Annotated in this window: 22 protein-coding genes; 17 read left to right on the forward strand and 5 right to left on the reverse strand. The window is 37.5% G+C overall.

Annotated features, from left to right (window positions below; translation table 11 throughout):
• Together proC and ALLST_RS0102880 are read left to right on the forward strand one after the other, a co-directional pair.
• A complete protein-coding gene (proC, locus tag ALLST_RS0102875) occupies window positions 1-795 on the forward strand; it encodes a pyrroline-5-carboxylate reductase (RefSeq protein WP_019892543.1) in 795 nt (264 codons plus the stop codon).
• A gap of 53 nt (window positions 796-848) precedes the next feature.
• Entirely contained in the window at window positions 849-1,961 is a 1,113-nt protein-coding gene (locus ALLST_RS0102880) for an iron-containing alcohol dehydrogenase (protein WP_019892545.1), read from the forward strand.
• Between the two features lie 102 nt (window positions 1,962-2,063).
• Here ALLST_RS0102880 and ALLST_RS11765 read toward each other — a convergent pair whose 3' ends face one another.
• The 5 genes from ALLST_RS11765 to purB all read right to left on the reverse strand — a co-directional run bounded on the left by ALLST_RS11765 (window position 2,064) and on the right by purB (window position 5,921).
• Window positions 2,064-2,189 (reverse strand): hypothetical protein, encoded by a 126-nt coding sequence (locus tag ALLST_RS11765; RefSeq protein WP_019892546.1) that lies wholly within the window; start codon window positions 2,187-2,189, stop codon window positions 2,064-2,066.
• Between the two features lie 108 nt (window positions 2,190-2,297).
• Window positions 2,298-2,654: a DUF2200 domain-containing protein gene (locus ALLST_RS0102890; protein WP_019892547.1), complete on the reverse strand. Its 357-nt coding sequence runs from the start codon at window positions 2,652-2,654 to the stop codon at window positions 2,298-2,300.
• Between the two features lie 109 nt (window positions 2,655-2,763).
• Window positions 2,764-3,258 carry a lincosamide nucleotidyltransferase Lnu(C) gene (gene lnu(C), locus ALLST_RS0102895; RefSeq protein ID WP_019543803.1) on the reverse strand — a complete coding sequence of 165 codons (495 nt, stop codon included), beginning with the start codon at window positions 3,256-3,258 and terminating at the stop codon, window positions 2,764-2,766.
• Window positions 3,259-3,281: 23 nt separating this feature from the next.
• A complete protein-coding gene (locus ALLST_RS0102900; RefSeq protein WP_002837184.1) occupies window positions 3,282-4,319 on the reverse strand; it encodes an IS1595-like element ISSag10 family transposase in 1,038 nt (345 codons plus the stop codon).
• Window positions 4,320-4,484: 165 nt separating this feature from the next.
• Entirely contained in the window at window positions 4,485-5,921 is a 1,437-nt protein-coding gene (purB, locus tag ALLST_RS0102905) for an adenylosuccinate lyase (RefSeq protein ID WP_019892548.1), read from the reverse strand.
• Between the two features lie 559 nt (window positions 5,922-6,480).
• On the opposite strand from purB, the gene purE reads away from it, so the two are divergent.
• The 15 genes from purE (at window position 6,481) to ALLST_RS0102995 (ending at window position 25,419) form a co-directional block, all read left to right on the forward strand.
• Complete coding sequence (gene purE / locus ALLST_RS0102910) at window positions 6,481-6,978, forward strand: 5-(carboxyamino)imidazole ribonucleotide mutase (RefSeq protein ID WP_019892550.1); 498 nt, start codon at window positions 6,481-6,483, stop codon at window positions 6,976-6,978.
• Window positions 6,979-7,190: 212 nt separating this feature from the next.
• Window positions 7,191-10,895 (forward strand): phosphoribosylformylglycinamidine synthase, encoded by a 3,705-nt coding sequence (locus tag ALLST_RS0102915; protein ID WP_019892551.1) that lies wholly within the window; start codon window positions 7,191-7,193, stop codon window positions 10,893-10,895.
• A gap of 163 nt (window positions 10,896-11,058) precedes the next feature.
• Window positions 11,059-12,090 carry a phosphoribosylformylglycinamidine cyclo-ligase gene (gene purM / locus ALLST_RS0102920; protein WP_019892553.1) on the forward strand — a complete coding sequence of 344 codons (1,032 nt, stop codon included), beginning with the start codon at window positions 11,059-11,061 and terminating at the stop codon, window positions 12,088-12,090.
• Entirely contained in the window at window positions 12,087-12,674 is a 588-nt protein-coding gene (gene purN / locus ALLST_RS0102925; protein ID WP_019892554.1) for a phosphoribosylglycinamide formyltransferase, read from the forward strand. Before purM ends, purN begins: the two co-directional genes overlap by 4 nt.
• An 84-nt stretch (window positions 12,675-12,758) precedes the next feature.
• A complete protein-coding gene (gene purH / locus ALLST_RS0102930; protein WP_019892555.1) occupies window positions 12,759-14,291 on the forward strand; it encodes a bifunctional phosphoribosylaminoimidazolecarboxamide formyltransferase/IMP cyclohydrolase in 1,533 nt (510 codons plus the stop codon).
• Between the two features lie 18 nt (window positions 14,292-14,309).
• Window positions 14,310-15,551 (forward strand): phosphoribosylamine--glycine ligase, encoded by a 1,242-nt coding sequence (gene purD / locus ALLST_RS0102935; RefSeq protein WP_019892556.1) that lies wholly within the window; start codon window positions 14,310-14,312, stop codon window positions 15,549-15,551.
• Window positions 15,544-17,211 (forward strand): formate--tetrahydrofolate ligase, encoded by a 1,668-nt coding sequence (locus tag ALLST_RS0102940; protein WP_019892557.1) that lies wholly within the window; start codon window positions 15,544-15,546, stop codon window positions 17,209-17,211. Before purD ends, ALLST_RS0102940 begins: the two co-directional genes overlap by 8 nt.
• A gap of 230 nt (window positions 17,212-17,441) precedes the next feature.
• Window positions 17,442-17,660 (forward strand): cytidine deaminase, encoded by a 219-nt coding sequence (locus ALLST_RS11650; RefSeq protein ID WP_019892558.1) that lies wholly within the window; start codon window positions 17,442-17,444, stop codon window positions 17,658-17,660.
• 154 nt (window positions 17,661-17,814) lie between these two features.
• Window positions 17,815-18,537, forward strand: a complete 723-nt coding sequence (locus tag ALLST_RS0102950; protein ID WP_019892559.1) for an MBL fold metallo-hydrolase — start codon at window positions 17,815-17,817, stop codon at window positions 18,535-18,537.
• A gap of 31 nt (window positions 18,538-18,568) precedes the next feature.
• Window positions 18,569-18,787, forward strand: coding sequence for a hypothetical protein (locus tag ALLST_RS0102955; RefSeq protein WP_019892560.1), 219 nt, complete (start codon window positions 18,569-18,571; stop codon window positions 18,785-18,787).
• Window positions 18,788-18,905: 118 nt separating this feature from the next.
• Complete coding sequence (gene istA, locus ALLST_RS09880) at window positions 18,906-20,339, forward strand: IS21 family transposase (protein WP_019892561.1); 1,434 nt, start codon at window positions 18,906-18,908, stop codon at window positions 20,337-20,339.
• A gap of 9 nt (window positions 20,340-20,348) precedes the next feature.
• Window positions 20,349-21,104: an IS21-like element helper ATPase IstB gene (istB, locus tag ALLST_RS0102965; RefSeq protein ID WP_019892562.1), complete on the forward strand. Its 756-nt coding sequence runs from the start codon at window positions 20,349-20,351 to the stop codon at window positions 21,102-21,104.
• Between the two features lie 939 nt (window positions 21,105-22,043).
• Window positions 22,044-22,241, forward strand: a complete 198-nt coding sequence (locus ALLST_RS09890; RefSeq protein WP_019892568.1) for a FeoB-associated Cys-rich membrane protein — start codon at window positions 22,044-22,046, stop codon at window positions 22,239-22,241.
• Window positions 22,242-22,461: 220 nt separating this feature from the next.
• A complete protein-coding gene (locus tag ALLST_RS0102990; RefSeq protein ID WP_019892569.1) occupies window positions 22,462-23,712 on the forward strand; it encodes an aminopeptidase in 1,251 nt (416 codons plus the stop codon).
• A 63-nt stretch (window positions 23,713-23,775) separates the two neighbouring features.
• Entirely contained in the window at window positions 23,776-25,419 is a 1,644-nt protein-coding gene (locus tag ALLST_RS0102995; RefSeq protein ID WP_019892570.1) for a DUF2812 domain-containing protein, read from the forward strand.
• The last annotated feature ends 68 nt before the right edge of the window (window positions 25,420-25,487 follow it).

The following is a 25,487-nucleotide window of genomic DNA, read 5'->3' on the forward strand; positions in this document are numbered from 1 at the left end:
ATGAAATTAGGATTTATTGGCAGTGGAAACATGGCGAAAGCGATGATGGGAGGCATTATCTCATCAAATATCTTAAAAGCTGATGAAATCATTGCTTCTGATGCATTTGCACCAAGTTTAGAAAAAGCAAAAGCAGAATTAGGAATTAACACAACATTAAGCAACGTTGAAGTAGCTGAAAATAGTGAAATCATCGTATTATCCGTTAAACCTCAATTCTATGCAGCTGTAATCAATGAAATTAAAGATGTTGTGAAAGACAACACAATCATCGTTACAATTGCTCCAGGACAAACTTTAGCTCGTTTACACGAACAATTTGGACGTGATCTTAAGATCGTTCGTTGCATGCCTAACACACCAGCAATGGTTAAAGAAGGTATGACAGCAGCTTGTCCTAATGAATTTGTTACTAAAGAAGAAGTTGAAACTGTATTAAATTTATTAAACGGTTTCGGAAAATGTGCAGTAGTTTCTGAATATATGATGGATGCTGTTGTAAGTGTATCTGGATCTAGCCCAGCTTACGTTTACATGTTCATCGAAGCTTTAGCTGATGGTGCTGTATGCGATGGTATGCCACGTGATTTAGCTTACAAATTTGCAGCTCAAGCGGTATACGGTTCTGCAAAAATGGTATTAGAAACTGGTATGCATCCAGGTGCTTTAAAAGACATGGTTTGTTCCCCAGCTGGTACTACAATTGAAGCAGTTCGCGTATTAGAAGAAAAAGGCTTCCGCAGTTCTGTATTAGAAGCTATGAAAGCTTGCACGAAAAAAGCTCATAGTATGTAATTAATAAAAAAAGACCTTTCCGAAGGTCTTTTTTTTCAAAAATGAGGTTTATTATGAATGGATTTAAAATTGTTCCTCAAATCGAGTGTTATGAGGATGCACCATCATTTGTAGAAGCTAACCCCTTCTGTGAAGATGATTTTATCTTGATTTCAAAAAGTGTTTATGAACACGATTTTAAAGCAATCATTCAAGCAGGAAAGGTATTCTTCCGCACAAAATATGGTCAAGGTGAACCAAACAGTGATATGGTCAACGCCTTAATCCGAGATTTTTTAGATAGCGGATGTAAACGAATCATTGCCGTTGGTGGTGGTAGCGTTATGGATATGGCTAAACTGTTATGCGTATGCGAAAGCGGTTTTGATTGCCAATATCTATTTGATCACCAAGACGAATTAAAACATAACTATCCACTAATCCTTGTACCAACAACTTGTGGTTCTGGATCAGAAGTTAGCAATATTTCCATTGTTGAAATGTTAAATATGAAAACAAAACTGGGATTAGCAAAAGATCCACTTTATGCCGATAAAGCAATTCTCATCCCAAGTTTGTTAAATTCGGTTCCTGATTTTTACCTGTATACAAGTGCCGTGGATGGTTTAGTCCATGCGATCGAATCATATTTATCCGCTCGCAGCAATGTTTATACTCGCTTATTCCAAGAAAAGGCCATTCGCTTATACATCAACAACTTCCTACAATTGCAGCAAGGAGTTGATCGTGCACAATTAATGGAATCTTTTATGGTTGCAAGTAATATGGCCGGTCTTTCTTTTGCGAATACAGGAACAGGATGTGTGCATGGAATCAGCTATCCATTAAGTGGTACTTACCACGTGACGCATGGTCTTGCGAATTCTATTTTCTTAGCAGAAGTGCTCAAAATGTATGAACGCTTACGACCTGAAGAAGTTCTAAATGATCTAAAACAACTCGTTGCCGATTGTTTAGGATGCGAAGTTAAAGATGCATTTGAAAAGTTAGACCAACTGATTCGTTTTATTGTCGAAGTACCAACATTATCTTCTTTAGGTATGAAAGAAGAAGAAATTGTATCCTTTAGCGAAAGTGTTGTATTGAACCAGCAACGCTTAATGTCTAACGGTTATGTAAATTTAAATAAAGAACAAATTCAAGAAATCTATAAAACATTATTCTAAAACCCACAACAAGTCCCCCAACTTATTTCTTGAACTTTGAATACCAAAAAAAATGAGGATTGATTTCTGTATCTGCAGAAGTTAATCCTTTTTTTTAGTTTCTCAAATTGTTTTTACTTTTTTGTGATCTGACTTTTTGTTGAATTGGGGCGATAAGATCATGATGATTTTCTGCGCATTTTTTGGATTGTGTTTTTGTTCGGCAGTATATTTTGGTTTTCTAGACATAAAAAAGTTCCCTTTTAGTGACATCTCAATTGAGTTATTTCGAGTGTCTACTAAAAGGGAACTTATCAAACATTACGACGTTTTAAATCTAGGAAAGAGTAAACAATATTATTGTTGAGAGCGCAAGATTTTCTCTATTGCTTTTCCTTTTGCGAGTTCATCAATGAGCTTATCGAGATAGCGGATTTCTTGCATCAAAGGCTCTTCAATAGATTCAACACGAACGCCACAAATTACCCCTTTAATCAGTTTGCGATTTTCATTGAGGCAAGGTGCATTCAAAAAGAATTCTCCGTAAGTGATGTCTTGCTCTAGGGAAAATTGAATAGATTCTGGAGTATAACCCGTTAACCATTCGACTACTTGGTTGACTTCTTCAACAGTTCGTCCTTTCTTTGTTGCCTTGTTCACGAGTAATGGATAAACTTTGTTCAATTTCATGTTATATACTTTTTCGTTATTCATTTTTAAACCTCTCATCATTTTATAAAAAGGCTATGTCACAACAAACAGTTGATAAATAGCCATTTTTATAGGGGAGTATCAGAACTCCCCTACAAACTGTTATTTGCAGTTATCTATACTCATTTGGAATTTCGATATGAAGTGTCTCACACAATAACTTCACATCATGTGCATCATTTTCATCAAACTCGTATCCCAGATGGAACATTACTTGACTATATGGTTCAATACAGGAAACCTCTATTTCCTCAATTCTTCCTTTACCCGAAAAAGTTTCTACCGGAAAACAATCCCCATCATAAAGAATTTCACCTTCGTCCGTATATTCAAAACAATGCAAATCAATAATTCTGTTTTTCAAATCTTCCCATACAGTATGGTTCAATGTTGTATATTCCATCTTAATCTCATAAAAGCCATTAGCTTTCATTATTTCTATAAAGTTCTGATAATCGTTCTTTTCTACAAAAATGTCAATATCATTATGGGCTCTTGACTGATATCCAAGAAGAGCATCTACACCCCAGCCACCATCAAGAAAGACTTTAATCTCCGCATCTATTGCAAATTGAAGAATCTGTTTTACATCTGTTATATTGACCATCTTATCATCTCCACAAATTCTAATTAGGCGACCAGAGGAACTGCTGGTCTGTTTGATAAATCTCTGCATTTAGCAGTTTTCAATGTTGCCAAAACGAAAGTTAAGAAGATGTTCCTTTTCTCCATGTCGCTTTCTTTGGCGTAATTTACAAGGTTATTCCACACAAGATAGTTGTTCAGATACTTGGTAGAAACACCGTTAAAGCCACGCATAAACCTCTTTAGCTGGCTATGGTAGCTATTGATATGTTGGATATTATAAATGCCTTTCTTGGCTTTGCCAGTCTTTAACTGCACAAGGTCAATGCCATTGGCATTTGTAAATCTCACATAGGAGTTCATCTTGTCCGTAACAAGAGTGGAATTGGTCTTAATCCTACCATCATAAATATGATGTAAATCTCTTGTAGAAACTCTACCAGTATTCGTAATCTTGGAGATAGACAAGCCATTCCTATTAACCGCACAAGGAACACATACCTTTTCTTGGGACAAGCCTCTGATATGTGTAGAATGACCACGCTTATGAGCCTTGCGTGGCATAGCAAATGTCTTACTCTTGCTATGATTGCCCTTGTACGAGATGGCGAAAAAAGTTTCGTCAGCCTCAATAATGCCGTCAAGGGTAACATCGTCTGCCATATTCTGAAGTGCATCCAAAATCTTGTGTCTCCAAAGGAATGCGGTGTTTCTGTGAATCCCACAAGCAACAGCAGTCTTACGAATGGATAAGCCATTCATCATACAATCAATGTACTGCTCCCACACGGACAAGTCTTTTCTTGTACCAGACACAATGGAGTTCGTAGCAATCACGAAGGACTTGCCACAATCCTTACATACATATCGCTGTGTGCCATCTTTACGATGACCATTGCGAACCACATGGATACAGCCACAAAGAGGGCATACACGACCATTTGCAAAGCGTTCCTTTGCTACGAAATCTTCAATATTCAAAGACTTTACAAAGGCAGGACTTAAAAGCATTGTTTTAAGGCTTTCCTGCTCTGCGACAGTCAACTTACCGATAATATCTAATGCGTCTTTGATAGTAGGCATATCCAATTACCTCCTTCGGTGGTACTGTTTCTTACTATTATTATACGCTATTTCTCGTCAAAAATCAACCATTTGTTGTGACAGAGCCTATAAAAAAAGAGCATTACAGAACTCATTTTAATTCAGTATCCTGTAACGCTCTTAATCTTTAATTGAATATTGAACTTAGACGTTGATTTCAGCAACGAGATTTTTTGCTTCTGGGTGTTTGTCTAAAATTGGATCGACAACTTGGCTGAAGAATTCAAGAGTTTGTTCTGGAGCACGTCCAACATAGAGAGAAGGATCCATTCTTGCTTCAAGTTCTTCTTTTGTTAATGGGAATGCAGGGTCATTAGCAATACGATCGAGTAAGTCGTTTTCTAAGCCGAATTCTTTGACTTGACGTCCTGCTTCCATGGAATGAACACGAATTAATTCATGTAATTCTTGGCGGTTACCACCAGCTTTAACTGCATCCATCATAATGTTTTCTGTTGCCATGAATGGTAATTCTTTACGTAAATCAGCTTCTACAACTTTTGGATAAACTACTAATCCATCTGTGATATTGAGATAAAGATCTAAAATACCATCAGTTGCTAAGAACGCTTCAGCAACGGCAATACGTTTGTTTGCAGAGTCATCTAATGTTCTTTCAAACCATTGGGTAGCAGCTGTGATCGCCGGGTTCATCGTATCGGAAATTACATAGTTAGCTAGGGCAGCCATACGTTCACAACGCATAGGGTTGCGTTTATAAGCCATAGCACTTGATCCGATTTGGTTTTTCGCAAATGGTTCTTCCATTTCTTTTTTGTGTTGTAATAAACGTAAGTCGTTGGAGAATTTATGTGCGGATTGCGCAATGGAAGAAAGGGCTTGAAGGACACGAGTGTCATATTTACGAGGATAAGTTTGACCGGATACGGCAAACCAATCGTCATAACCCATTTTCTCGCAAATTAATTTGTCGATTTGAGCAGCTTTTTGAGAATCACCATCAAATAATTCTAAAAAGGAAGCTTGAGTTCCTGTTGTTCCTTTTTGGCCAAGTAATTTCTTGTGTTCTAAAAGCCAAGAAATTTCTTCATAGTCCATCACTAAATCTTGTGCCCATAAAGAAGCACGTTTACCAATCGTTGTTGGTTGAGCAGCTTGGAAATGAGTGAAAGCAAGGCATGGCATATCTTTGTATTCAAGAGCAAAGTTTTTCAAACGAGCTAATACAGCAGCAAGTTTTTCTAAAATAAGCTCTAAAGCTTCATGCATAACGATTAAGTCTGTGTTATCTCCAACATAGCAACTTGTTGCGCCTAAGTGGATGATGCCAGCGGCTTTATCGGCTTGTTGGCCATAGGCATAAACGTGAGACATTACGTCATGTCGAACGACTGCTTCACGTGCTTTTGCGACATCGTAGTTGATATCTTCAGCATATTCTTGTAACTGAGCGATTTGTTCATCTGTGATGCTTAAACCGAGTTCTTGTTCAGCTTGCGCAAGAGCAATCCACAGTTTTCGCCAAGTTTTAAATTTCTTTTCTTCAGAAAAGAGATATTTCATCTCTTTGGATGCATAACGAGCAGAAAGAGGGGATTGATAGATAGAATGATCGTTCATATTTGATAACCTCCATAGACAAAGACATTTTACTCGTTCTCTGTCTCATGTTGTTACATTATCTAAATTATTGATTTTAGTAGAATAGAAAGGATTAAAAACCAAGACAGATTTGATTGAGAGAATGAATAATTTTCATTTGTCTTTTTTTTGATAAATCGCCTTCATTATATCGATCAGAATTTTGGTTTCAATGAAATAAATTTGAACACAATAAAAACATTAAGAAAGTGTTTCATATCCATAACTTAGTGACACATCAATCAAAATATTAGCGATTTCATCACGAGGCATTGAAAAGGCTTAATGCTTTGAATTAGTATAATTGTGCAGACGAACTGCGAGCTTTTGGGGGTAAGGTTATGGTCATGACTTTAGACTTCATCAGTATTATTCATTTATCAAACAATCTTTTTGCGTACCTTTTTTTCTAACCGGTACGCTTTTTGTATTTAATTTTTAATACAAAGCCAAAAAGACCAACAAAAACCATATTGAGATCCTCAAAATACCGATGTTCAAGTGGACATTGAACAAGTGAAAGGAATAGGAACAATTAATGGAAAACGCAAAAGTTTTAGTTGTCATGGGAAGTCGTTCTGATCTCCCAGTTATGGAAGGATGTCTCGATCAGCTTAAAGCACTCGAAATTCCTTATGAAGTACGTGTACTTTCTGCACACCGTACACCAGATGCCGTTCTCGAATTATCTAAAAATGCACAGGATAACGGAATCCAGGTGATTATTGCTGCAGCTGGTGGTGCTGCGCACTTAGCCGGAGTACTCGCTAGCTCAACAATTTTGCCAATTATCGGCATTCCAATGCAAACTTCAGCTCTTGGTGGAATGGATAGCCTTCTTTCTACTGTACAAATGCCAGCTGGAGTACCAGTTGCAACTGTTGCAATTGGAAAAGCAGGTGCGAAAAACGCTGCAATTCTTGCTGGACAAATCTTGGCTCTTTCTGATCCAAAAATGAGAGCAATTTTAGAAAAATTCAAAGCGGACCAAAAAGAATCTGTATTAAAACAATCTTATTTAGAAGACAATAACTAATGGAAATCACTCACACCGATGTGTCAAAAATGATTGATTTTCAATTCTTCTTCAAAACAAAAATGATCAAGTGATCAATTAGACAATACGCAATGATATCGACTGTACAGTTTAGCTTATTTTGCAATTTGAGAAGAATGAGAAGAGCAATTCGATAATAAGGATCGTGAGTTTTAAAACCCAAAAGGGTAATAAAGAGGAAATATATTCAAATGGATACTCGTAGACTGATTCGAAAGAAACCTGCCTACATGGTAGAAAGTACATCTTTACAGGAAACATTGAAAAAAGACCTTTCTTTAGCTGATGATTTCTCTGTAGAACTGTACGTGATTTATGACATTTTTAATGCCGACGACAACGATTTAGCTTTATTGGAAAAAAACGTTATTGCTGAACCAGCAATTGACGAAGTTTTAACAGAAAGCGATCTGAATCTTGAAGGCAAAACTGTATTGGCATTCGAATTTTTACCTGGACAATATGACCAGCGTGCCGATTCAGCAATGCAATGCTTAATGCTTTTAAACAATAAAGAAGATGTTCGCATTCACTCCGGAACTTTAATGGTGATGGAAAATGTAACTGCAAAACAACTCGAAGCAATTGAGCACTACATGATCAACCCAGTTGAATCTCGTAAAAAAGATATGAACGTTTTAGACGATAGCCAAAAAGTGGATATCCAAGACGTTCCTGTTGTTGAAGGATTCATCAACTTAGATGCTGATCAAATCGCAGCAATGCGTACTGAATTAGGACTTGCGATGTCAAATGAAGACTTAGCCTTCATTCAAGACTACTTCAAAAATACAAAACATCGTGATCCATTCATGACAGAAATCCGTGTATTGGATACTTATTGGTCTGACCACTGCCGTCATACAACTTTTGAAACAATTTTAAAGAACGTTCATTTTGATGATGCAACATTCAATGAAAAATTAGAAAAAGCATGGCAGATGTATCTTGATTTACGTAAAGAAACTGGACGCGAAGAAAAACCAATCACATTGATGGATCTTGCAACAATTGCCGGTCGTACATTACGTAAACGCGGAAAATTAGATGACCAAGAAGTCAGTGATGAAATCAATGCTTGCTCCATTGAAATCGAAGTGGATGTCAATGGTCAGCCTGAACCTTGGTTATTAATGTTCAAAAACGAAACACACAACCACCCAACAGAAATCGAACCATTCGGTGGTGCAGCAACATGCATCGGTGGTGCAATTCGTGACCCACTTTCCGGACGTAGCTATGTTTACCAAGCAATGCGTATTACTGGTGCTGCTGATATTACTGCTCCACTATCTGAAACACTTGAACATAAACTTCCACAATCTAAAATTTCCAAAACTGCAGCTCGTGGTTACTCCTCTTATGGAAACCAGATCGGTTTAGCTACGACTTATGTCGAAGAAATTTTTGATGAAGGATACGTTGCTAAGCGTATGGAAGTTGGTGGTGTAGTTGGTGCTGCACCTAAACATCACGTAAAACGTGAAAAACCAGCTGCTGGTGATGTCATCGTTTATATCGGTGGTGCTACTGGTCGCGATGGTATCGGTGGTGCTACTGGTTCTTCCAAAGAACATACTGACACTTCCTTAGATACATGCTCTTCTGAAGTACAAAAAGGGAATGCGGTTATGGAACGTAAATTACAACGTTTATTCCGTAACCCAGATGCAACACGTTTAATCAAAAAAGCAAACGACTTCGGTGCTGGTGGGGTATCCGTAGCAGTTGGTGAATTAGCAGATGGCTTAGACATTAACTTAGATGCTGTACCAGTTAAATATACTGGCTTAGATGGAACTGAACTTGCGATCTCTGAAAGCCAAGAACGTATGGCAGTTTGTATCGAAGCGAAAGACCTCGATGCGTTCTTAAAAGAATGTGAAAAAGAAAACTTAAATGCGATCAAAGTTGCAGAAGTTCGTGCTGACAAACGTCTGATCATGAAATGGCGTGGCGATGTTATCGTTGATTTAGATCGTGAATTCTTAGATACAAACGGTGTTCGTCAAAACGTAGACGTCGTAATGAAATCTGGTGAACAAGACGTTAACCCATGGAAAGTTAACGATCAGCAAACAGACTTATTAACTGCTTTACAACAAGATCACACAGCAAATCAAAGCGGTTTAGCAGAAATGTTTGACTCCTCCATCGGTAAGAGTACTGTCCTCATGCCATTTGGTGGTAAAACACAACGCACTCCAGAAATTGGTTCTGTTCAAAAATTACCAGTAGATGGATTCACAAACACTTGCTCTTTAATGACTTATGGTTTTGATCCAAAATTATCTCGTTTCTCACCATGGTTAGGAGCGCAATATTCTGTAGTTGAATCCTTAGCACGTTTAAGTGCATTAGGTGCTGATCCATTTACTGCGCGTTTAACAAACCAAGAATACTTTGAACGTTTAGGTAAAGATCCTGAAAAATGGGGTTACCCATTAGAAGCATTACTCGGTTTAGTTAATGCGCAAATGGAATTCGAAACACCAGCAATTGGTGGTAAAGACTCCATGAGTGGTACATTCAACGAACTCCACGTTCCACCAACATTAATCACATTTGCAGTAACCACTGCTAAAACAGATGCAATCGTTTGTGGTGAATTTAAACAAGCTGGATCCAACATCTACTTAGTTGAACATAACCCACTTGCTAACTACGAGCCAAACTACACTCAAATTAAAGAAAACTTTAAAAACGTTTTAGCTCAAAACAAAGCAGGTAACATTTTATCCGCTCGTTTAGTTAAAGACAGTGGTGTAGGGGCTGCAACGGCAATCATGGCATTTGGTAACGAAATTGGTGCACAAATCACAATTGAAAAACCATATGCATATCGTTTAGGTAGCTTAATTGTCGAAACACAAAACGAAGTAGATCTTCCGAACTGGACTAAGATCGGTACAACTTTAGAAACACCTGAATTACACATCAACGATGAACACGTAAGCTTAGATGAAGCTTATGCAGCTTGGACAAGCCGTTACGATGATCTTTATCCAAGACTTGTTGAAGGATCTAAAGAAACTTTAGATACACCTTTATTTGAAGGTGAAAAACGCTTCTCTAAAGTTAAAGTTGAAAAACCAGTTGTCGTAATTCCAGTATTCCCAGGACAAAACTGTGAATTAGATACAGCAACTAAATTCAGACGTGCTGGAGCTGAAGTACATGTCGTTGTCTTCAACAACCTTGATGTTGATCACATCCGTCAGTCCATCGAAACATTAGCTCAAGAAATCGAAAAAGCACAAATCATGATGGTTGTTGGTGGATTCTCCTTAGCAGATGAACCAGATGGATCCGGTAAATTTATCGTTTCCGTATTACGTAACCCACGTATTGCCAAAGCAATCGAAACAATGCGTGCTAACGAAGGTTTAATCTTAGGTATCTGTAACGGATTCCAGGCTCTCGTTAAATCTGGATTATTACCATTTGGCGATAGCTCTCATGATGTAAATGAATTAGCAACATTATTCAGAAACGACATTAACCGTCACATTTCTCATATTGCTTCTACAAGAATTACATCTAACCGTTCTCCATGGTTACAAAACTTCAAAGCAGGTCAAATTCACTCTGTTGCAATGTCTCATGGTGAAGGTAAATTCATGGCTAGCCCTGAATTACTTGCAAAACTCCAAGCTAATGGTCAAATCGCTACTCAATACGTTGACCCAGAAGGTAATCCAACAATGGATGGTCAATACAATCCAAACGGAACATGCTTGGCAATCGAAGGTATCCTTTCTGAAGACGGCATGATCTTCGGTAAGATGGGACATAGCGAACGTTATGAAGATGGATTATTCAAAAATATCGCTGGCGATTGCGACCAAGATATTTTCGAATCTGGTGTATCTTTCTTCACACACAAAGGAAAATAAAAACATTTCAATCAATTTCGGTTGAACAACAAATAAAAAATTAAAAATAACACGCTTGCAGATCTTTGAATCGACAAAAGGATTTGATCCACTTGTCGACTCATCGATCTTGTAGGCATGTTTCAATATCCATATCAATGAAACATTAATGGAAAGGGATAATATGGCAGATCAATATAAAGCAGCTGGTGTCGATTTAGAGGCTGGTTACGATAGTGTTAGACGAATCAAATCACATGTCGCACGTACAACTGTTCCAGGCGCAATGGCGTCTATTGGAGCTTTTGGCGGGATGTTCGATTTAAAAGCAGCAGGATTAAACGATCCTGTATTAGTTTCCGGAACAGATGGTGTCGGAACAAAATTAATGATGGCTTTTGAAATGGATCGCCACGATACAATCGGTATCGATGCGGTCGCAATGTGCGTTAATGACGTATTAGTTCAACAAGCTGCTCCTTTATTCTTCCTCGATTACATCGCAGTTGGAAAAAACCATCCAGAAGTGATCGAAGCAATTGTTAAAGGTGTTGCGGATGGATGTGTATTAAGTGATTGTGCATTAATCGGTGGTGAAACTGCAGAAATGCCAGATATGTATGATGTTCATCATTATGACTTAGCTGGATTCTGCGTTGGTGCAGTAGATCGCGCAAACTTATTAACAAACGAAAATGTTAAAAGTGGTGACGTATTAATCGGTTTACCTTCTTCAGGTGTTCACTCCAATGGTTTCTCTTTAGTTCGTAAAGTGTTATTCAAAGATAACCATTGCGATCCACATGCAACATTTGAAGAACTTGGTGGAAAACGTTTAGGTGACGTATTACTCGAACCAACAGTTATCTACGTAAAACCTGTAAAACACTTATTTGGCAAAGTGAACTTACACGGTATGGCTCACATCACAGGTGGTGGGTTCTTCGAAAACATTCCTAGAATGCTTCCAGAAGGATTAGGTGTTTCTATCGATCTCGATAGTTTCCCAAGACCTGCAATTTTTGATTTCATTCAGAAACGTTCTAATGTTACTGAACATGAAATGTATAACGTATTCAACATGGGTATCGGATTTGTCATTGCAGTAGATCCAGCAGATGCAGACCATGTTCAAGCTTTATTAAAAGAAATGAACCAAGAAAGCTACAAAATCGGTGTCGTAACTGATTCAGGTGAAGTGGAGCTTCATCGATGAACGTCATTGTGTTCGCATCCGGAAGCGGGACAAATTTTGAAGCGCTCATGGAAAAAGCAAACCAAGGCTTATTAGATGTCAATATCGTTGGTCTTGTTTGTGATAAAGAACAAGCAGCAGTTCGTGCAAAAGCGGATCGCTTGAATGTACCACAACGTTGGTACAACCCTAAAGCGTATCCAGATAAAGCAGCTTATGAAGCAGATATCCTCGTTTGGCTCAAAGAGTTGAATGTTGAAATGATCGTTCTTTCAGGCTATATGCGAATTGTCGGCAAAACATTATTGGATGCTTATCCAAATGCGATCGTCAATTTACATCCAGCATTACTTCCTGCTTTTCCAGGCGCTCACTCCATTCAAGATGCATTTGATGCAAAAGTGGATCATACCGGAGTCACTGTTCATTTTATCGATGACCAAATTGACCAAGGTCAATTGATCATTCAAGAACGTGTCGATATCGATCCATCTTGGACATTAGATCAATTAGAAACTGCCGTTCATGCCAAAGAATATGACTTATTCTATCGCGGTGTGAATTTAGCAGCTAAACAGATTCAACAACGCGAATCGAATCAATAATAAAAATCATTTTAAAAGACGGACAAAAGGAAAATCATTTCTTGATTTTCCTTGGTCTGTTTGATCAAAAGAGAGGAGCTCAAAATGAAAAGAGCATTAATCAGCGTTTCAGATAAAACTGGGTTAGTCGATTTTGCCAAAGGGCTTGTTGATGCCGGTTATGAAATTATTTCGACAGGGGGAACTCGTAAAGCATTAGCTGATGCTGGAGTTTCGACAATTTCGATCTCTGATGTAACTGGTTTTCCAGAAATCATGGATGGTCGTGTAAAAACTTTACATCCAAATGTTCATGGTGCTTTACTTTGCGTTCGTGAAAATCCAGAACACGTTGCCCAAATTAAAGAACTCGGAATTGAATATATCGATTTAGTTTGCGTAAACTTATATCCATTCAAAGAAACTGTTCAAAAAGAAGGCGTAAGCCATGAAGAAATCATCGAAAATATCGATATCGGTGGACCAAGCATGTTACGTTCTGCTTCTAAAAACTACCGTTACATCCCTGTACTTTGCGATCCAAAAGACTACGCAAAAGTATTAGAAGAAATTCAAACTAACGGAGAAACAACTTTAGAAACACGCGAACATTTAGCTGCTAAAGTATTCCGCCACACTGCTCGTTATGATGCAATGATCGCAGATTACTTAACCAAAAAATGTGGAGAACAGTTCCCAGAAAGCATGACAATCACTTTCGATAAAGTGCAAGATTTACGTTATGGCGAAAACCCACACCAAAAAGCAGCATTCTACAAAGGTATGCGTCCACAATACTCTTTAGCAAACGCAAAACAATTACATGGTAAAGAGTTATCCTACAACAATATCCAAGATGGTAATGCAGCAATCGAAGTCTTAAAAGATTTTGAAGGTTCTAAAGCAGCTGTTGGATTAAAACACATGAACCCATGTGGTGTTGGTTTAGGAAAAACAATCAATGAAGCTTGGGATAAAGCATACGATGCCGATCCAATCTCTATCTTTGGTGGAATCGTTGCTCTTAATGATGTTGTTGATGAAGAACTCGCTACAAAACTTTCTAAAATCTTCTTGGAAATCATCATTGCACCAGGTTTCGAAGACAAAGCGCTTGAAATTTTAACACAAAAGAAAAACATCCGTTTATTACAACTCGATACAACACTTGAACCAAATAACACATTGAAATACACAAACGTAAACGATGGCCTTTTAGTTCAAGAAATCGATGATCATCAATTAAAAGTTGAAGATTTAACTTATCCAACAGATCGTAAACCAACAGAAGAAGAACTTGAACAACTTCTGTTTGGATGGAATATCGTTAAACACGTTAAATCTAATGCGATCGTTTTAGTCAAAGACAACCAAACAATCGGTGTTGGTGCAGGCCAAATGAACCGTGTAGGGGCGGCTAAAATTGCGATCGAACAAGCAGGCGAAAAAGCAAAAGGATCCGTTATGGCATCCGATGCATTCTTCCCAATGCCAGATACAGTTGAAGCAGCAGTTGCTGCTGGTGTAACAGCAATTATTCAACCAGGTGGATCTATTAAAGATAACCTCTCAATTGAAGAATGCAACAAACACAATATCGCGATGGTCTTCACAGGCGTTCGCCATTTCAAACACTAATCAGGAGTTTCGAGACAGATGAAAATTCTAGTTATTGGTAAAGGAGGACGCGAACACGCACTTGCTTTAGCAGCAAGTCAGTCCAAACTTTGCGATCAATTATATTGCGCACCAGGAAATCCTGGTATGGCTAAAATTGGCAAACTTGTAAATATCGATGATTCTAAAATCGATGAATTAGCTGAATTTGCCCAAAATGAAGGAATCGATTTAACAATCGTTGGACCAGAAAATGCGCTGGCAGACGGAATTGTTGATGCATTTGAAAGCCGCGGCTTAAAAATCTTTGGCCCTACAAAAGCAGCAGCTCAAGTAGAAGCATCTAAAGATTTTGCTAAAGGTTTAATGAAAAAATACAATATCCCAACAGCTGATTATCAAACATTTGATAACTTTGAAGACGCAAAAGCGTTTGTCCTTGAAAAAGGTGCGCCAATCGTTATCAAAGAAAATGGATTGAAAGCAGGTAAAGGGGTAACTGTTGCAACTGATTTAGATATGGCTCTGGAAGCATTAAATATCGCTTTTGAAATCGAAGGCAACAGTGTTGTGATTGAAGAATATTTAGAAGGATTTGAATTCTCTTTAATCGCCTTAGTGCATGGTGAAAATGTTTATCCATTAGAATGTGCCCAAGACCACAAACGTGTTGGGGATGGGGACACCGGACCAAACACAGGCGGAATGGGATCTTATTCTCCAGTTCGTGCGATCACTCAAGATTTAGTGGATACAGCTATGGAATCCATTATGAAACCAATGGCTAAAGCACTTTGTGAAGAAGGCTGCCCATTCACTGGTTTCCTTTATGGTGGACTGATGGTCACAAAACGTGGAATTGAAGTTATCGAATTCAACTGCCGTTTTGGAGATCCAGAAGCAGAAGTTATTTTATGTCGTTTAACAAGTGACTTCGTGCAAAATATTCTCGATGTTATGGAAGACAAAACACCAGAACTGACTTGGACATCTAAAACAAGTCATGGTGTAGTTCTCGCTTCTACTGGTTACCCAGCAAGCTCAACTAAAAATGCGCCAATCACAGGTGTTGAAGATGTTGATGGTCTTGTTTATCACATGGGTACAAAAATGGAAGACGATACACTACTCACAAATGGGGGTCGTGTTTTAATGGTCGTTTCTTTGGCAGACCAGTTAGAAGAAGCGATGGCTCATACTTATGCAGAAGTTGAAAAAGTAAAATGCGATAAATTGTTCTATCGTCATGATATTGGTAGAAAGGATTTAAAAAATGCCTAAAACTGATTTAGAAATTGCGCAGGAATGCGTCCTTGAACCGATTGAAAACATCGCTGCCAAAGCAAATATTCCTTTAGAAGCTGTTGAACCTTATGGGAAAACAAAAGCAAAAGTCGATATCCACTCTTTAAATTTAGAAGGGAAAGAAGATGGAAAGCTGATTTTAGTCACAGCCATCAACCCAACTAAAGCCGGAGAAGGAAAATCCACAACAACAGTTGGATTGGCTGATGCTTTAAATAAAATCAATAAAAACACTTTAATCGCTTTACGTGAACCTTCTTTAGGGCCAGTATTCGGTCTTAAAGGGGGAGCAACTGGTGGTGGTTATGCGCAAGTTGTTCCAATGGAAGATATTAACTTACACTTCACAGGGGACATGCATGCGATCACAACCGCAAACAACTTACTTTGTGCCATTATCGATAACCACATGTATCAAGGCAATGAATTGAATTTAGATCCAAACCGTATCACATTCAAACGTTGCTTAGATATGAATGACCGTACTTTACGTCAAATCGAAATTGGACAAGGATCCAAAGTCAACGGAATTGAACGTACAGATGGATTCAACATCACTGTTGCTTCTGAAATCATGGCTTCTCTTTGCTTAGCAGATGATTTAATGGATCTGAAAAAACGCTTTGGAAATATGCTCGTAGGCTGGACTTATGACAATAATCCAGTATATGTTCATGATTTAGGTTGTGAAGGGGCAATGGCAATGGTGATGAAAGATGCCATTAAACCAAACTTAGTTCAAACTCTTGAACATAACCCTGTATTTATCCACGGTGGACCATTCGCGAACATCGCACATGGATGCAACTCCGTTATTGCTACAAAAACTGCTTTAAAAATGGCTGACTATGTCATTACAGAAGCTGGATTCGGTGCCGATTTAGGGGCTGAAAAATTCTTAGACATTAAATGCCGCATGGCAAAATTACATCCAAATGCAGTTGTTATCGTGGCAACAATCCGTGCATTAAAACAACATGGTGGCGTTGCTTATGAAGATCTTGGTCAAGAAAACGTACAAGCATTATTAGATGGTTGTGCAAACTTGGCTAAACATATCGATACAGTTAAACAATTCGGTTTACCTTACATCGTGGCAATCAACCAATTTATCAACGATACAGATGCTGAAATTGCTGCATTAGAAAACTGGTGCCAAGAAAATGGACACCTACTCTCCTTATCCCAAGTTTGGGCAAAAGGTGGAGAAGGAGCAATTGACCTTGCTCAAAAAGTTGTTGAACTTTGCGATCAAGAAAACAACTATGCGCCTTTATATGATACAAACGATACAATCGAACATAAAATTGAAACAATTGCTCGTAGAGTTTATGGTGCTGATGGCGTTGAGTTCACAGAAGAAGCAAAAGAACAAATTGCTTTATTCAATAAATTTGGTTGGGATAAAACTCCAATCTGTATGGCAAAAACACAGATGTCTTTGTCCGATGATCCAAAAGTTATGGGTGCACCAAAAGGATTTACAATCACTGTTCGTGAATTACGCCCATCTTTAGGAGCTGGATTTATCGTTGCATTAACAGGTAAAGTCTTAACAATGCCAGGTTTACCAAAAGTACCAAGTGCATTGAATATGGACATCGATGTGAACGGCAAAATCACTGGTTTATTCTAGTTTGTAGATCAATCAGAACTTCAATTCATCAAAAATAGTCAAAAGCTTTCATCGTCTCTCTTTTAAAGGGAGATCTTGAAAGCTTTTTTCTTATTTAAGACAAATAAGTCAGATTATGAACGAAAAGCGATAAAATTAATTAGTTATGAGTTAATTAAAAATACAGATAACATAAAATAATATAGTGATCTAGAAAAGATCTCTACGATTTAGAATCGGAGAGTTTTAGTATGGATAATTTATATAATATTGCAAAAAATACAATCAATCATATTAATCTAAAGAAAAATGGAGAAGCCGGTCATGTTGCTTGTGCTTTAGGAACAGCCAATGGTGCTGTGTATACAGGCATTTGTATTGATGTGCCTTGTTCAATAGGTATTTGTGCAGAGCAAGCAGCTATAGCTGATATGTTGAAACATGGAGAAACTCAAATAAAAAAATTGTAGCTGTATATGAAGATGGTAGTGTTCTACCTCCTTGTGGGAGATGTAGAGAATTGATTTCACAGTTGAATTTTGAAAACAAAAATACTATGGTTGCAATCGATTACAAAATGGCGGTTACATTAAAAGAATTGTTACCTGAAAGGTGGGATAAAAAATGGAATTAAATAAATTAACAAACCATATTTATTACTTAGAATATAATCCTGAAGTCGATAGACCAATGTTAGGATATGTTAAAGGTGATAAATATTCTTTAGCCATTGATGCTGGATATTCTGCAAATCATGTTCATGATTTTTACAAAGCAATCGAAGCAGAAAAGTTTGATAAGCCGAATTTTACAGTTATAACGCATTGGCATTATGATCATACTTTTGGCATGCATGCAATCAATGGAGTAAGCATTGCTCACGAAAAAACAAATGATTTTCTTAAAGAACAACAAGTCAGAGCAAGGGATATCAATTATATTGAATTGATGAAAAAAGATGATGTGCATTTTGAAAAAGAATACAGCGGGCAGGATAAATTGAGTATTGTATTATCTGATATTACTTTTGCCGATAAAATGACTTTGGATTTAGGGGGAATTACTGCACAAATTTTTCATGCAGTTTCACCACATTCTGACGATACCACTTGCATTTATGTTCCAGAAGAAAAAGTATTGTTCTTGGGAGATTCTACAAGTGAAGATTTCTTCAATAACGGATATATGGATAAAGATAAATTATGTTCGCTGATTCAAACTATTCAATCAATAGATTGTAGATATTGTATCTTAAGTCATTGCGAACCCCTTACTAAAGAAGACTTGCTTTCTTATCTGTTTACGATTGAACTACAAAATCCCAGTTTGCTAGACAAAGAGAATTAATAAATTTAGTTTTTGTAAAAGAGGTGTCAATATGAAAAATACTAATTGTTGCCCGAAATGTAACAGCAATGACATTATCCGAGTGAACGGTTCAAATAGAGCATATGGAGGGGGAAATAATATAATAACTGGAGCATTTTCGTCTGTTAAAGTTAATCGATATATATGTTGTAATTGTGGTTTTACTGAAGAATGGATTGATAAAGAAGACATAGAAAAAATAAGAAGAAGTTCAAATCCTAAAGGATAAACCAAGTGTTTTTCGTATTTTAAAAATGGGCCAAAAAAGTGCTGATCGGATTTGAAATCTGTACCACCTTGCTTGTAATGTTTCTCCGTAAAGGAGGACAAGAAAGGTGCTTTCAATTATGAAGATTTTTGAATATATAGATTTACGAGAAAGCGGAATTTCATCTAGAAAAGCTGCTGAGCTGTGTGCTATATCGAGAACAACTGGAGAAAAGTATTATCGTAAATTCAAAGAGAACAGAGCTTCTCTTGTGGATAATCCAACCTGGGAAAACAGTCAGGTATTGATCGAGGAGTGTCTTGTTCCTCCTTCTTACAACACTTCAACACGGCGCCCAAGAAAGTACACTCCAGAAGTAGATGCTTTACTGGATCAAATTCTTGAAAACGAAGAGGAAAAAACACGTTTATTGGGGACTTCTCATAAACAACATCTAACATGCATGCAGATCTGGGAATTAATCAAAGACGCTGGATTCGATGTTGGATTATCGACGATCACAAAAAAGATCAAAGAAAAGAAAAACCGACACAAAGAATGCTTCATCAGCCAACGATATGAACCAGGAGATAGATTTGAATACGACTTTGGCGAAGTGAAGTTGATGATTAACGGTCAGAAAAAAACATTTTACTTGGCGGTTATGACTTCTCCTTGGTCAGGATATAGAGCTGCTTACTTATACGAAAATCAAAAAAGTCAGGTATTTTTCGAATCAATGATCCGCTTCTTTCATGAAGTTGGAGGATGCTTTAAAGAAGGCGTTTTCGACAATATGAGAAACGTCATCTCAAAATTCATCGGTAAAACTGAAAAAGAAATCAATCCAGAATTGATCCGTTTTGCCCATTACTATGGCTTTCTGGTCAATGTGACCAACGCATTTTCTGGAAACGAGAAAGGATCGGTTGAACGGTCAGTAGAAGTTGTTAGAAATAAAAGCTTTGCCTTGAAATATCAGTTTGACAGTTTAGAAGAAGCAAGAATGTGGCTTAAAAAATGCCTTGTCGATCTGAATAAGGACACAAAATGGAAGGAAGAACAGTTATTTCTTATCCCTATTCTTCCAGATTACGAATCCGCAAAAATTGTTGACCGAACAGTCAACAATTTTTCTTTGATCAGCGTAGATGGAAATCAGTATTCGGTTCCTGATCATCTCGTCGGCAAAGAAGTCAGAGTGAAAATTTATACAGAAACAGTTAAGGTCTATTACGAACATAGTCAAGTTGCTGAACATAGAAGAATCAATGATGGAAAACAAAAAACGTGCTTCGATATACGACACTATCTAAGCACGCTGAGAAAAAAGCCTGGAGCATTGAGAAACAGCGCCGCCCTCAAAGCTGAACCAGAACTTAAAACTATTTACGACAACTATTTTAGCGAAAAACCGAGAGAATTCATAGCTATACTCACTCGGAATAAGAATCTTCCTTTAGATCAACTGAAAGAATTGCTCAAAATGGAAGCTTGCCAAGCGCCTTACCCTCAACCAGTTTACGAGCCCCTAGCTGATCAATTGCAGGGATACCAGGCACTGTTTGCCTAGAAAGTGAGTATGAAAATGATGATAGAAGTATATGCCAAAAGACTTCGCCTGCCCTTTATTCGGAATAACTACAGAGATCTCATTGCGGATGCAAGAGAAAATAAACCAGATTATGCAGAATTCCTAGAAGAGATTCTTAAGGGGGAGACGATGAGTCGGAATGAGAACTGTATCCAAAAACGGCTGCAGTTAGCGCATTTTCCCAATCGAATGACACTCGAAGATTTTCAGACGGAACATCTAAGAATTGAGATTCAGCAGAAAGTAAAAGAGTTATCGACTTTAGAGTTTATCCAAAAAGGAGAAAACGTGATACTTATTGGGAATCCAGGGACAGGAAAAAGTGCGTTATCAATCTGTCTAGGTGTAGAAGCCTGCTTGAACAACATGAGCGTTCTATTTATTGGTGTATCTGATCTTTTGATTGAGATCCGAGAAGCAATGAGCCAGAACCAAATTCTTCGCTATAAGAAACGTTTTGAAAGTTTTGATCTTGTTATACTAGACGAACTAGGTTATTGCTCATTCGATCAGAAATCAGGAGAAATACTATTTAATTTGATTTCAAGCCGAAATGGCAAGAAATCCATCGTTGTCACCAGTAACCTGGAGCTCAATCGATGGAAAGAGATCTTCAGGGACGAAGTATTGACAGCAGCGATGATAGATAGACTTGCTTATAAGGCTCACATGATCAATATGACTGGTCAGAGCTATAGGCTGAAAGAAACGAAGAAATGGGTTGAAGAAAAATCAGAGAAATAAATTTAAAAAAACGCGACACCCCTAGGGGTGTTAAGGAGAAGGGACTGCTCTTGAAAGAGCAGTATTCTTCTCCCTTAAGTGGATCAGATTTCAATTACGCAAATGGACCAATTTTCAATTGACAAAAACACCAAGTCTGAATTTATGGAGGTGTAGTAATACACTAAACTATTTTGATTGAAGAAATTACTATTGAGAATCTAACAGAAAAAATGAATGAAAAAGTACAAGAAATGGAACTAGATAGCTATCAGATTAAAACCATGTCTTTTTGGGGAACAGATAAAGCTGTTTTGATTTTCAAAAAAGGACTAAAAAGAAGTTTGTTATAACTCCCAGATGGAATAAGTGCCTGATGAACGCTGTTAAGGCACAGGCAGTGGAAGTCATAAAAAAGGTATTGAGTTACGATAGAGCGAGAAAGTTCGGGCAGAAAGCTGTTAGAGCTTTTCTCATATTTCACATAAATAAAGCAAATGGAAAATTAGAAATGAAAAAGAGCTAATGGGAATTGATATTGAAAAGCCTTTTAAAACCTCCCCGTTAGTACCAGAGAATGGAATGTTGGAGTATTGCCTGTGTCGATATATTGTGTTAGGGGAACCACACAACAAACTAATAAAGAAAATCGGAAATGTAGAGTTAGAGATTTCGACATCGTATCCAAGTATAAGCATACAGAGAGAATTTTTTGTAATAAACATTTATCCAATTAAGTTAAATGGGATTATGTAAAAAACGGAAAGTTCCAATTTTTTTGCAGAAAGAATAAAGATCAAAATGAGAAGTTGATCATAAATAGAGACGAACAAAATTTCTCTTTTTGGCTTTTGAGTAAAATGTTTGCTTCAACTAACTTGATGACTTAAAATAGTGAGCAATTAATTGCGATATGAATGAGAATGTTTTGTCTCGATCAAAACTAGTTGGAGAAGCTATATGAATCTAGTAGATATCATCATCCTTTTGATCGTTTTGGTTTTATCGATCATTGCGATTCGTGCATCGCGCAAAGAAAAATGTAATGGCAATTGTGGTTCATGTGCGAGTGGATGTGCAAGGCCCAAACAACCGGATTTTGTGCGTCGCTATCGAGAAGATCATCCGCAACAAAACGGGCGTTCAAAAGCAGAATGATCGATGAATAATTCATTTTTTGCCTAAAATAAAGCAAATGAGCGAAATACATAGCCGACAGACGATGTATGGAATATAATTAAGTTTAGTCATCTTGAAAGTTGAATTTTTAAAGAATAAAAGGATCATTCATAATAAAGGATGGTCCTTTTGATCTTTCATCTCAGTGCTAGAAACATCAGATTGGATCTTTTGTAGATCGAATCGAGAAAGGAAATTCATGATGAATGTACAATACTTAGAAAAACTTGCCCATCTTGCGATTGTTAAGGGGGTAAATCTCCAACCGAATCAACCATTAAATATTCGAGCGTGTGCGGATCCTCAACATCAAATGTTGATCGACCTTTGTATTCTAGAAGCTAAAAAATTAGGTTGTCCCAAAGTAACATTGGATATTCGAGATGCCAATGAAGAACGCATGTTATTCCAACCAGAAAATAAAGCTTTATTAGATCAGCGTATTGAAACGCTTGCTAAACAATATGAAGAAGCAGCGGCCAAAGGGGCTGCATTTTTATCCATTGTTGGCGAAGATCCTAATGCATTTGAAGATGTCGATCCTAAAGTGATCGTGGATCGAAATTTACGATTAAACAAATTATCTCCAAACTTTAGAAAAGGGCTCGATACGGGTTTACTTTCTTGGTCAATCATTGCCGCACCAAGCGCAGGCTGGGCAAAGAAAGTGTATCCAGATCTTACTAAAGAACAAGCCATTGATGCATTATGGGCTGATATTTTTACGATTAGTCGTATTGATGATAGAGATCCTAAAGACAATTGGAATCAACATGGTCAAATGTTAAAGGCTAGAATGAATAAATTAAATGCGTTAGGACTCGTACGGTTCCACTATTTATCGAAAAATGGAACCGATTTATGGATCGATTTACCGGAACATGCCATTTTTGTAGGGGGTTCAACAACGCTTCAAAACGGCTTGGAAATTTTCTGTAATATTCCAACCGAAGAATTGTTCTCTGTGCCTTTAAAAACAGGGGTTAATGGTCAGCTTGAAGCAATGATGCCATTAAACTATAACGGCCAAATCATTGATGAGTTTGGCTTTACATTTAAAGAGGGTAAAGTCGTCGATTTCCATGCTAAAAAAGGTAAAGACGTTTTAGAAGCAATGTTGAAAAGTTGTAAAAATGCCGATTACTTAGGCGAAATTGCCTTGGTAGATAAAAGTTCCCCAATCCGCATGGCAAATCGTATTTTCTACAATACTTTATTTGATGAAAATGCAGCATGTCATTTTGCGTTAGGCCAATCTTATGCTGAATGTGTGCCAGGATCTGAAAATTGGGATGAAGAACAACAAGAAGAGCATGGGTTAAACCAAGCGCAAATTCATGTCGACTTTATGGTTGGTGCTGATGATTTATTGATTGAAGGATATCAACCAGATGGCACGAAAATCATCGTGTTTGAAAACGGATCTTTCACAAGTGAATTTGACGCATAATCAATAAGTATTTACAATAAATAGAGCTCAATTAAGGTTATTGAACCGATTAGGAGGATTATCATGGCTGAAGATTCAAAGACTAATCCAATTAGCGATTCAGATGAAGCGATTTTTAAAGATCTGCTTAATGATTCGAGAGTCCAGGCATTACATATTAACGAACCACAGTTCGATTCTTTCGACGTTCAGTCTGCAATCCAGGAAGCAAAAACAGTCTCAGAAGAACAAAAAACTTCACGCAGTTTGTTTGGTAAACTGAGTCGTCGAAATAAAAATGCAGCAGTTAGAGAACAGAAAGAAAATCCAATTGTTGAACAACCTCAAAGTGAAGCGACAAAACCGATTGTTTCCGTGGACCAGACTGCTTTAGATCAGATCGAGCCACAAGAAGATTTAGATGATGGTGTGATCGAAAGAGAAATTACTTTAGATGAACTTTTAGCCGGACAAGTTACTGTTCAAAAACAATCGACGCAAAGTCAGCCGGTTGAAGAACAAGCGTCTGAAGTTGAAGAAGATCTAGAACCTAGCTTTGTACAAGAATCTTTAACTGTACAAGAACCGATCTTTGTTCATCAAGCAGAAAAAACGACGATTGAACATGCAGATGAAGATCAAAAATCGTTTATTGAACCACCAGTACTTGAAGAAACGAAAGAAGTTGAACCACAACGTAAACCACGTACGTTTGCAGAAATTTTAAATTCTTCTCGTTACCAACAAAATCAACAAGCAATTGAAAATATTGATTTGATGGAACCAAATACAACACAAACATTTGATTCACGTATGGTCAACGAAGCGTTTGAAAGTGAAAAAGCAGCTCAATCTAGTTCTGTATTCATCACAAAACAAGAAAACAATTTTGATGCCCCTGCACAACAAGAAATCGAAGAACAACAAGAAGAACAACTCGAAACTTTAAAAGATGATTCTATGCAAGACATCGATCGCTTAGAAACTAGAAGAGGGCGTAGAAATAAAAAGAATCGCAGTGAAGTCATCGATCCAGATGCAAGTTTAGTGGACGATTACGCATACGATGAATACACAGATAAAAAGCACTTCTTTACAAGTGACTATAAAAAGATCGAAGAGTATTTAGCAAATGAATCGGCCCAAGGGTTCCACTTTACTCGTAAAGAAGGAAACCGTTATTTCTTTGTGAAGAAAAAACCACGTAACTACTTATATAAAGTGCTCTACTTTGCGAATGAACCAGATGAATCATATTGGCAAATGTTAGAAGCGCAAGGATGGGATCGTGTCGATCAAACGCCAAGTCGTCATAAACGTGATGCTGGTTGGTATATTTTGCGTCATCTTCAAAAAGAGGGCGATTTACCTTTTGATATTCCGAATGAAGAAGAGAAATACCGTTACTTCAGCAAACTGGCTTCTTCATGTCGTTCAACCCTATTGTTGTTAGTGTTCGTCATGATCTGTTCTGCTGTTTCAATCGCTTTACAGTATTTCTTCAAAGGCTATCTAGTCGTGATGATCGCAAGTGCAGTACTATTTGCGATTGCTCTGTATATCTTCATGGTCTATGCTCGAATGTTGTCAAAAGCAAGAAAACAAACATCTTTACTTGCTGCTCGTGTTCGTTTGTCTGAAAACAACGAACAATATCAAGCTTTACAACAGTCTCCACAAGATGCGCAGTATTATGAAGATCAATACGAAGATGAATATGAAGATTAAAGAGATTCATTAAGCCAAATGGATAAAGAACAAAAACGTGCATAACGCCGATGTTATGCACGTTTTTT

The organism is Allobaculum stercoricanis DSM 13633 (genome assembly GCF_000384195.1).
Classification (GTDB): domain Bacteria; phylum Bacillota_I; class Bacilli_A; order Erysipelotrichales; family Erysipelotrichaceae; genus Allobaculum; species Allobaculum stercoricanis.